10 protein-coding genes are annotated in these 10,262 nt (G+C 29.5%); 6 read left to right on the top strand and 4 right to left on the bottom strand.

Features of this window, described 5'->3' with window-relative positions:
* The first annotated feature begins 119 nt into the window (after positions 1-119).
* On the top strand, positions 120-344 hold the full coding sequence (locus I573_RS11255; RefSeq protein ID WP_155855549.1) for a hypothetical protein: 225 nt from the start codon (positions 120-122) through the stop codon (positions 342-344).
* Between the two features lie 574 nt (positions 345-918).
* On the opposite strand, the gene I573_RS11250 is transcribed toward I573_RS11255, so the two are convergent.
* Positions 919-1,458 (bottom strand): hypothetical protein, encoded by a 540-nt coding sequence (locus I573_RS11250; RefSeq protein WP_016186672.1) that lies wholly within the window; start codon positions 1,456-1,458, stop codon positions 919-921.
* A gap of 735 nt (positions 1,459-2,193) precedes the next feature.
* Here I573_RS11250 and I573_RS11245 point away from each other — a divergent pair.
* The 4 genes from I573_RS11245 to I573_RS11230 all read left to right on the top strand — a co-directional run bounded on the left by I573_RS11245 (position 2,194) and on the right by I573_RS11230 (position 5,421).
* A complete protein-coding gene (locus tag I573_RS11245) occupies positions 2,194-3,174 on the top strand; it encodes a replication initiation protein (protein WP_016186668.1) in 981 nt (326 codons plus the stop codon).
* Between the two features lie 749 nt (positions 3,175-3,923).
* The gene (locus tag I573_RS11240) at positions 3,924-4,394 is read left to right on the top strand and encodes a helix-turn-helix transcriptional regulator (protein WP_016186667.1); all 471 of its coding nucleotides are present in this window, start codon (positions 3,924-3,926) and stop codon (positions 4,392-4,394) included.
* Positions 4,395-4,913: 519 nt separating this feature from the next.
* Positions 4,914-5,225 (top strand): hypothetical protein, encoded by a 312-nt coding sequence (locus tag I573_RS11235; RefSeq protein WP_016186666.1) that lies wholly within the window; start codon positions 4,914-4,916, stop codon positions 5,223-5,225.
* Between the two features lies 1 nt (position 5,226).
* Positions 5,227-5,421 carry a helix-turn-helix transcriptional regulator gene (locus I573_RS11230; RefSeq protein ID WP_035020898.1) on the top strand — a complete coding sequence of 65 codons (195 nt, stop codon included), beginning with the start codon at positions 5,227-5,229 and terminating at the stop codon, positions 5,419-5,421.
* A gap of 74 nt (positions 5,422-5,495) precedes the next feature.
* Here I573_RS11230 and I573_RS11225 read toward each other — a convergent pair whose 3' ends face one another.
* The 3 genes from I573_RS11225 to I573_RS11210 form a co-directional block, all read right to left on the bottom strand.
* Positions 5,496-6,080 (bottom strand): helix-turn-helix domain-containing protein, encoded by a 585-nt coding sequence (locus tag I573_RS11225; RefSeq protein WP_016186665.1) that lies wholly within the window; start codon positions 6,078-6,080, stop codon positions 5,496-5,498.
* Between the two features lie 642 nt (positions 6,081-6,722).
* Positions 6,723-7,214: a MerR family transcriptional regulator gene (locus tag I573_RS11215; RefSeq protein ID WP_016186663.1), complete on the bottom strand. Its 492-nt coding sequence runs from the start codon at positions 7,212-7,214 to the stop codon at positions 6,723-6,725.
* On the bottom strand, positions 7,211-8,350 hold the full coding sequence (locus I573_RS11210) for a RepB family plasmid replication initiator protein (protein WP_016252713.1): 1,140 nt from the start codon (positions 8,348-8,350) through the stop codon (positions 7,211-7,213). The genes I573_RS11215 and I573_RS11210 overlap by 4 nt, the downstream gene beginning before the upstream one ends.
* A gap of 926 nt (positions 8,351-9,276) precedes the next feature.
* Between I573_RS11210 and I573_RS11205 the strand changes: the two genes are divergently transcribed.
* Positions 9,277-9,756 carry a hypothetical protein gene (locus I573_RS11205; protein WP_016186670.1) on the top strand — a complete coding sequence of 160 codons (480 nt, stop codon included), beginning with the start codon at positions 9,277-9,279 and terminating at the stop codon, positions 9,754-9,756.
* Positions 9,757-10,262: the final 506 nt, after the last annotated feature.

Here is a 10,262-nt window from a genome sequence, read left to right as displayed (position 1 = left end):
TTTTTTTTTTTTTCGAAAGTTGTTAAAAATCTAGTTTTATAGAAAATAGAAATTAGCTAGAATCACGTGCTTTATCTATAATTTTATACTGGAATTCGATATAATATATTGAATCATACATGAATCGGAGTGAATCAAACGATCAAACACTTATAATGGCGTTAAATTCTCAAATTGAAACTCAGAATAATCAACTTTTTATAAAAGATACTCAAATTGCAAATTTACAAAAATCAAATGATCAATTACAGCAATTACTTCTTTACGAACAACAAAAAACCACTCAACTATTGGAACAAACACAAAAAGAACCAGAATCAAAGTGGTGGCAATTTTGGAAGTAACTCTCTCAATCTTTTTCTATGGTTGTTAGGGCTTGCCCTGACCGTCTGAAAGACACGTATAACTAAAATATAGGATTGATCTATCTAAATGCTTAGGAGAGCGTTTAATGGCGTTTTAAACACGCTATAGCCTTTCCTAAGTATTTTTCTTTTGTCTTTTCGCAAAGGAGCGTAAGCGACTGCTGCAACAAGCCTTTGAATTATTAAATCTGAACATCACAAAAATAGGACCTACATCAAACAATATAGGCCCAATTTCTTATCTTTTAAAGATATATTAATTATCTTATCTGAATAATTGAATATAATATAAAAGCTCCAATAATAAATAAGATTATTTTTTGAATAATTGGATATTTTTTTAGAATAGGATTGTACTCAGCACCCATACATATAACAACTAAGAAGATTGCGCAAGACAATATAAATACAGGATCAAACATTTTAATCCCTACTTTCTATTATAAATTTAGAGTAATTTTAAAATCATTGTGCAGAAATCCAATGAACAATTGGTGGGGGACTAATCTGTTTTCCTAAAAAAGCAACAATAACTCCATTGCTTTTATTTACTCTATTGATTACTTAAAGAAGTCCCTTGAAGTATCGCACCCATAACAGAACCTAGAGGTCCTCCAACGAAAGGTGTCACAATAGCCGCAGCTTGTTGTGCATCTGAAAGATTTCTAGTATGTGAATCCTTAAAATATAAGTCAAACCCTTTCCATGTATTCACTAATTTTGTAACTCCTCCACCTGAACGAGACATCATTTCATATTTGTTTATTAATATTATTGCATTACCATCTGCAATAACTTCGTAATCAGGAGAAACAGTTGCTTTTATGCGATCAATCCATTGTTGAGTTACTTGAAGATTTCCCTCACTGTCTACTAATAAATCTCCTGATTGTATTTTCATTTGAGTAAATTGTTCTCCTAACATTTGTGCGATATTTATTTCCTCATCAGAATTGGAGAAATAAATTTTCTGAGAATAGTTATTATTTTCTAAAGTATTAGCATGTACATTACGATTTAAATCAAAGAAACAAATCATACCTACTAAGAATAAAGCCAGTGCAAAGAAGATTTTTCTTTTTTTCTTATTCATGAGAATTTCTCCTTATTGTCATTGCCTTAAGTAATTGAATAATTATTTCAGTCAATTTTTTTGCGTCATGTGTTTGCTAATATATTTCAAGTTCTTTAATTTTTTAAATTCACCCTATACCAATAATTAATTATATCTTATTTATTATCTGTCAATCCTTTCATGATAGTGTATTCTAATAGATTAAATTGATTATACCATTTTTTATTTAACATATAAATAAAAAATGTAAGCGCGATCAAAAAGGTGGCGATTTTGGAAGTAAATCTATAGATCTTCTTGTAGGGTTGTTAGGGCTTGCCCTGACCGTCTGAAAGACGCGTATAACTAAATATAGGATCTATCTAAATGCTTAGGAGAGCGTTTAATGGCGTTTTAAACACGCTATAGTCTTTCCTAAGTATTTTTCTTTTGTCTTTTCGCAAAGGAGCGTAAGCGACTGCTGTAAGTTTAATGTGAGAGTGTAGCGATCACTCCTTTAGTTTTTAAGCTTAGTACGTGTAGATCTATTTTTAAATAAAGGAGTATTTTTAGGCAGGAAAATTTCCGTGCCTCTTTATAAACTCTTTTTAAACCTCTTTTAACCCTCTTTACCCCATTCTGTATCCCTACTCTCCCAAGGTTTTCATTCGTTTATAAACTACATTTTGTCTGTTTATAAACTACATTTTGTCTGTTTATAAACTTGTTTATAGACTACATTTCGTATGTATTGTAGTTAAAAAGGAGTTAAGTATGGCTAACGAAATTGTAAAGTATCATAATGAATTAAATACCATTCCTTTACGGAAGTTTACACCTGTAGAAATGAATTTATTTTTTTCCATCGTGTCTCGTATGAGAGATAAAGGCGACACAACTGTTCGTTTTACATTTGATCAATTAAAAGATTTAAGCAATTATAAAGCAACCGCAAATAAACGATTTATTGATGATTTAAAAACAACCTATATCAAGTTGCTACAACTTCATTTTGGAAGAACTAGCCAAACTGGATTAAGTTTTGAAGCTTTTGTTATGTTCACTGAATTTAAAATCAACGGAGATATAGAAGTTCCTTATGTAGATATTCAGGTTCACAAAAAAGCTATTCCTTTATTAAATGATTTGGATTCTTGGGTACGATATTCTCTACAACAATTTAATGAACTACAAAGCAGCTATTCGAAAACAATGTTTCGTTTATTAAAACAATTTCGTACAAAAGGTTTTGCTTATTTTTCAAAAGAGGATTTATTTGAGTTATTAGATATTCCTAAAAGTTATTGGAATAAACAAGTGAATGTAGATACACGAGTTATAACTCCAATTCGTCAAGAATTAACGGCTATCTTTTTAGGATTAACCATCACAAAAAAATATGGTAAAGGTCGAGGAAAACCTGTGATTGGGTATCAGTTTTCATTTAAACCCGAACCAAAAAATGCAAATGACTTTAACAAACATGCTCCAACAAAGATCGAACAAGACGCTGCATTGATCAAAGCAAATGCTCAACTTGAAGTTGAAAAAGAGTATTCAGTTCAAGATAAAGTAAAACAAAAACAACGAGAATTAGAATTACTTGAACAATATATTGCGCTACAAAAATTAGAAATGACAAAAGAAAAATTGACTACTCCTAAACCAAAAGAAGAAAAAAGTAGTGGCATGACAGCTGAGGATAAACGAGAATTACTATCTGGCCTACGCAATTTATTTTCAGAACAAGATTGAAATAAACAATTAAAAAGAAAAAAATAAAGTTTTTTTATGCCTTTATTTTTCTTTTTAGCCTATCTATTTTTCCTGTTAACTATAGTTAACAGGATCTTTTTTTTTGGGTTAACTGTGGTTAACCCGCGTTTATTCGGTTAACCACAGTTAACCAAGAGTGTTTTTAGATTGTTTTAGTGGTTAACCATAGTTAACCGCGAGAAAGATTGACGTCTTGGAAAACGTTGATACTATCAACGCGCCAGCTTGTCTGGCGCCAGTTTCCCTTATGCTCTTTCAGATAGTTTGAACAGTGTTTTGGGAGAAAAAATGCTATTTATCCATTTTTGGTCATTATCTGGGGTTAGGCAATAAATTGGATCGGTCCACCCAAAAATAAATTTTATTTTTGAATGTATAGAATTTATTTTGAGCGCATAATCTTTTTATTTTTTGTCCGTTCTTTATTTTTTTGCTATAAAAAAACTTGCGAAAAAATTTTTAACAAATGAAAAAACTCGTTTAATCTAAAAAATAAATTCATTTTTTTACCACTCAAAAAATTTTAACTCTCTTTCATTTATACTTTTTGTTTTGTAAATGCACTTAAAATTTTTTTTGAATTCGATTGAACTCTTGTCTAAGTTCACTGAAATAGATATTGTTTAACAATCCACTTCCTCATGAACTGTGTAAAAAATTAAGGTGTTGCGCTTCCGTTGCTTTGCTTAAAATAGAGCATATGCTAATTTGAATTGAAGGAGGTTATGATGGATATTTCGACACAATTAAAACAAAAAAGAGAAGCGTTACATCTTACACAGCAACAAGTAGCCGACAAAGTATTTGTGACAAGACAAACCATTTCTAAATGGGAGCTAGGAAAAAGCCAGCCTGATTTAGTCAGTTTAACATTGCTCAAGAATGTATTACAGCTAGATGATCTAGATCTTGATGGCGCAAAAAATGCGAAAGGAGATAGATACATGAAGCCCACTTTATCTTGGAAAGATCTTCTCTTCACTTTATTTTTTGGTATTCTTTTTTTACCGATTCGCCTGTTGTATACCGTAAATCTGCAACACAAACACTCTAAATTTGTAAAATTTTTCGTCAAACCGATTTTACTTGGTTTGTTTTTCCTGTATATCGGCTCATTAAATACTAAAGCACTTCTTGTCATTACGGCTCTCACCGTAATCCTTTACTATACGATGACGTTTTATTATACAAACGAGTAATTGCCTTTTATGGTTTCATAGTCCTTCTGTAGACGATTAATTCATAAGTAACAAAACTGATGGATACTCCCTTTAAAAATAGACTATTGGACACAAAAAAACTTACTAGCGGGGACTAGTAAGTTAGGGAGAAAGAAATGAACATCATTGGTTTCGTTTGTTTGGGTATGAAGTTACTTTACCTTGATTTCCTTAACCTAACCTTAACAGAATTTGGATTTTTTTCTATTCTAGATAACACGACGAGATTTTAGATCTACTAGGATTTCACAATCTTTTTAAACATCTCTAGCTGCTCCAATAGGCTTTTTGGGACGAGTTGAGGTAGACCAATCAAAATTCACAAAGAAAGGGCCTGTATCGCTCGATACAGGCCCTGCTTCGTCTTTTCGAGATTATGTAAAACAGGGAATTAAATAATATTTTTAAAATAATATGTAAAAATGTTTTGACAATAAATAGATCAATGGATAAACTATAAGTGTAAAATACTTTTGACAAAAAGAATGGAGAGATTTTATGAATAAGGGTTATTTAGCTTTGTGGATACTAGGGTTTATTTTATTGTTTCTAGATTTAGGTATTATAGTATCGCTATTTAAAAAAGGTGATGAAAGAAGACAAATGATCATTTGGAAGTCTAGTACATTTACTTTTGGAATAGTTATAGGAGTGCTCATTATAGAGTGTATATCGAAATTAGTGGTATCTGCGTTCAATCTTACTACTGCAACCTTTGATAATGGTTCAAGCCCATTCTCATTTCTAACTATAATTGCGATAGTATATTTTATATCTCTAAAATACAATCAAAAGAAACTTGGCGATTAGTATGAAAAATAGAATTAAAAATATACGTACTTCAATGAAACTTTCGCAAGAAGAATTGGCAAAAAAGTGCAATGTATCAAGACAAACAATAAATGCAATAGAAAATAATAAATATGATCCTACGCTCTCTCTGGCTTTTAATTTAGCAAAGGTATTGAATGTTTCAGTAGATGAATTATTTAAAAATGAGCGTTAACTTTAAAATAAAAGAGAATATTATTTTAGCCAAAAGAGGAAGTATTCCAAAAACTGAATACTTCCTCTTTTGGCTTATAATTTTAAAAATAAATCTGTTACAAAGGCTACAATTAAAGCGAGTATTCCAAAAATTAATGTAAAAGTGAATACAATCAATATTTGCTCCTTGAAATAACTTTTATTCTTTCGTTTTCTTTGTAATTCCTCTAAATTTGAATCCCCTTCAGAAAAAGCAATAATCTCTTTAAATGTTTTTACATTGTATTTCTTTTTTGCTATCTCTATTTTTATAGCAAAATACATACTGAATACCCACAATACAACGAATGGTATGTATCCTTTTATTCCAAATATAATTATACTTGGAACACCTATAATCAACTCTAAACATACAAATAGGAGCATTCCTTTAGTATCTCTATCCATTTTTTCTTTTGCTACAATATTTTTCATAGTCATCATATCCCCTTTAACTAATTCATCTAAAGAGATCTCAAAAAGAATACTTAGTGCAACTAAATTATGTATATCAGGATAAGTCTTATCATTTTCCCATTTTGAAATAGTTTGACGAGTAACATATATTTTCTCGGCTAATACTTCTTGAGAATATCCTTTTAATTCACGATATTTTTTTAATTGCTGACTAAAATTCATTTTTGTTTCCTCCTTGTAATTTTAGAGTACATTCTGTTAAAGAAAATATCTGTCTATTGTAAGTTCCAATCGCTATTTATATAGTGTATATGTTTGTTTACATTGCTGTAAAGAAGATACATGAACTTGGTTTAACATGATTTATGTTGAATAAAAAATTAGTCTCACAAAAAGTATATTGATGTAATCACATTATATAAATACACTTTAAATCTAAAATGATATACTTAAAGCAAAAAAGGAAATGAAAATTATGAAGCGTAATCAAATAAGAAACTTAGTTATTATCCTATTTGTTTTCTTAGTTATCAGATTTATTTTTAACGGCATTCAAGGAAATTGGTCGCTTATTTTTCTTTTTAAAGATACTTGGATAATTTTATTATCGTTGATTGTCGGATTTTGTTTAGCAACTTATTTTTTTAATAAAAATAAAAATTAGTTGATTTTATCTTAGCCTATATTAAATAAAAAAAGCTCTTTATTTACTAAAGAGTTTTTTTTAGATTCATTAACTTTTAACTTTTTGATACTGAATTTATTTGTTGATATATTTGAGTTACAAAGGTATCAAAAACTAAGGTTCTGAAAGTGATCATAGATTTTGTATTGATGGTGTTTTTTGCTTTTTAAGGAATAATTTTATTTCCAAAACTGATACCACTTTTTTTCTTTTAATTCTTGAATCTCATTCTCTTTAGTTTCCAACAATTGTACTTTTTCTTCCAGCAATTTTTGTGTATTGAGTTGAAGCTGCTGTTGTTGGTCGAGTAGATTATGAAGATGATCGATTTGTTTGAATTGTTCTGTCTTTGTTTTTTTCAAGTCTTCAATTTGGAGAGCTTGACTATCGATTTGCTTCAATAATTGCTCATTTAAATCATAAACTTGGTGGTTATTGGTTTGCGTTCCTAAGTTTTCAGTTATCAATTCTTGGTTATCGGTTTGCAGTTTACGTTTTTTATTTTTGGTTTCAAACTTTGATTTAATAACTTTTTGTCCTTCTTCACTAATCACAAACCTATTTCCGATTTTCGAAAACCAGAGTTTACGTTGATTTTCGTTTACTTTTTTATAAATAGCTGTCTTAGATACCCCAATTTCATCAGCTAACTCTTTGACAGTTTTATTCAAATGTCATATTCCCCCTTCCAATCGATCCCTTGATCTTCAATTTTCACTTGTACAAGATACTGTTTAATCGACTTATGTAGATATTTCGCTACATTGGTTTTAGAGAAAGCAGTCTGTTTCGCAGTAACATAAGATAAATGCTTATCCACGCCTTTCAGGCCACGTAATTCTTTTAATTTATCATACAAAGGATAGACATTTTTTTGTAAACCGATCATGAGATCCATATCGGTCAATTCGAGAGCATCTAATAAAAATAGTTTCAGTAACATTTGCGTATAAGGATTGGTCATTGCGACAGTATATAATGCCTGATTATTTTGCGTATCTTGTTCTTTTTTCGCTAAATAAGCTTCATCGGCTTGTTCGTCTTTATAATCAATTGGTGCTACAAATTTTTTCTTCACGTAAAATTGGATAGATTCAACTTTACGTCCTTTTTTGATTTTCTCATATGATACATTTAGATGAGTATGTGTATTGATATCTTCGAGCGTATCGATCAAAATTCGTTTTTCAAAGTTATCTAATCGTTCATATTTTGTTACTGTATCGGTTAGTGTTCGCAGCTCTTCAATACTTATAGTTGGATTCTGATAAGCATTTAGCTGGCTTTGAGTTCGATTTCCTTTGTACTGATAGTGCTCGAATTGGTTATAATTCATCGATAACCACTTATACAAAGTTATCGAATGTTTGCTATTTAGTTGCATCACATCAGATAGCGCATATTGCGTAAAATTATTTTTTAAATCGATCAAATAAGGCATAATTTGAGGGGTAAACTGGACTAATACTTGATCGTCATAGTCTGTCCACTCAACGAAAGGAATCGGAACGATATTTCGGAAACGCACACCTTTATTTTCAGTTACAGCAATTTCGAAAAAGGCTTGTTTCTGCATATGTTCAATCGCTAATTTGAACCTGGCGTGCTTACTTGCGCTAGATAGATTAAAAAATGAAAATAATTCACTCTTAGAAAGATAGACGATATTATCTTTTGGTGGATTCTGGGTGTCGATACAGGAAACAGCTAATTCAAAAATCTGGAGTGGAACTTTATCCATTTTCGCAGCAGAGCTAATTAAATCATTGTGTTCTACCACTTTCCTATTTTGTGGTAAAATATCCATAAAATACACTCCTTTTGTTTGTATTTTTGAAGCGTAAAGAATCACTTGTCTAGGGAGATTTCTTTACGCTTTTTATTATACACAAAAATACCTACAATAAAAATAAATTTGTAGGTATATGCATCGCTTTTTGTAGGTATATGCATCGCCTTTTGTAGGTATATGCATCGCTTTTTGTAGGTATTTAATCGCTGTAACCCTTGATAAAACTGAATTTTTTTTCACCCAAAAGAACAAAAGAACAAAATATATAAGATAAATGTAAATTAAACCCATATAAATTATTCTTAAAATTAAAAAATAAACATGTAGAACAAAATACATGAAGAATTAATAAATCAATTAACGAAGTATGAAAAAAAATCATAAAAAACTATTAAAATAACGAAAATAATTATTAACTTTGTTAACTATGGTTAACCCTAAATAGGCTCTAAAAATAGGTCTGGTTAATTGGAGTTAACCGAACTAAATAGACTGATTAGTTGTTATATACAGTCGCTTTTTCCTTCGTTAGACAACATACCTGGATTTTAGATCAGCGAGGAATTCACAATCTTTCATTACGGTTGCTAGTTGCTCCGATAGGCTTTTTTGGACAGTTTAAGATAGCCCCCCCAATTGGCATTCACAAAGAAAGAACCTGTATCGCGTGATACAGGCTCTACTCGTATCCTATGGATTATGTTAGCTATCTAGTCAATAAAAAAATTTGATAAACTTTTTGGGATTTTTACTATTTCATAGTTAAGACCTTTTTTATAAAATCTTCTAGAAAAGACTATAAGAAAAAAGCATCAATTAGTGATGTAAAAAAAGAAAAATAAATTTGAAAGAAAATCTCGAATTAAAGAAAAAATATAAGTTTTTACTTTACATTTTTTCTTTATAATTCTAAACTATTTATAAAGAAAGAAGGGGTATATATGAAAAAGTTTAGCATTTTATTTATCTCAAGTTTATTGCTAAGTGTTGTTGTTGTTCCTTCTGTTTCTGTATTTGCAGATGAATATAACGCACCGGTCACTAAGGCAAACATAAGCACTTCTAGCAAATTAACTAATTCAGACTTAACTTATCTCAAAAATTTAGGACTGACAGATTTAGATATTAATCAATCTTTAAATCGCTCAGAAAAAAATGTTGATCTATTGAATGGTTACGTAGTTAGTAAACAACGTGGGAAATGGTCAGCTGCTGCTAAAATTTTAGTTAAAAATTATAATAAATTACCTGGATGGATTAAAGGTGTAGTAGGTTATGGAGCAGCAAATTCATTAGCTAAAACGCTAGAGACATTTAACGGAACACTTACTGATGGCTTAACAATAGGTTTAGAAGGTTTAGGATTTAGCCCTGGTGTTGCAAGATATTTTGCTAATGGTATAGCTTGGGCTCTATTTTAAAAAATTATTTTATTCATTTTCGCTTATCTTTATTAGATAAATATAAATAATATAAATAAATAATTAATGCACCCATAACAATACTTATAATTATTGTTAAAATTTTATTTAAAAAAATATCTGGTTGAATAAAGATATCAAGTATTTTCGAACTAATTAAAATGCTTGATAGCCATATTAAAATCTGTTTCCAGAAAGAAATATAACCGAATATATCATCAATTTTTTTTTTCATAGATTGAATAGTCTCCTTTAATTTAAATTAATAGACTAATTATATTAATTTTCATATGATAAAACAAACTATTAAATTATTCTTAATAAGAATTATTTTTAAAATCTATTATAGTCTTTTTGCAATGTACAAAAGAAACAAAAAATTAGATGTATATATAGTTACAGTGAATCGAATCTTTAAATGTGATTATTTTTTTGTTAATAGAATAGGATTTCAATTTAGATATTACTGTGTGAACGAGTCTAAAAAGACTCGTTTTTTTTTTTTT

Origin of the sequence: Enterococcus sulfureus ATCC 49903 (genome assembly GCF_000407605.1) — a bacterium.
Classification (GTDB): domain Bacteria; phylum Bacillota; class Bacilli; order Lactobacillales; family Enterococcaceae; genus Enterococcus_G; species Enterococcus_G sulfureus.
The sequence above is the reverse complement of the archived record's forward strand: the minus strand, read 5'-3'. Positions and strand labels throughout refer to the sequence as shown.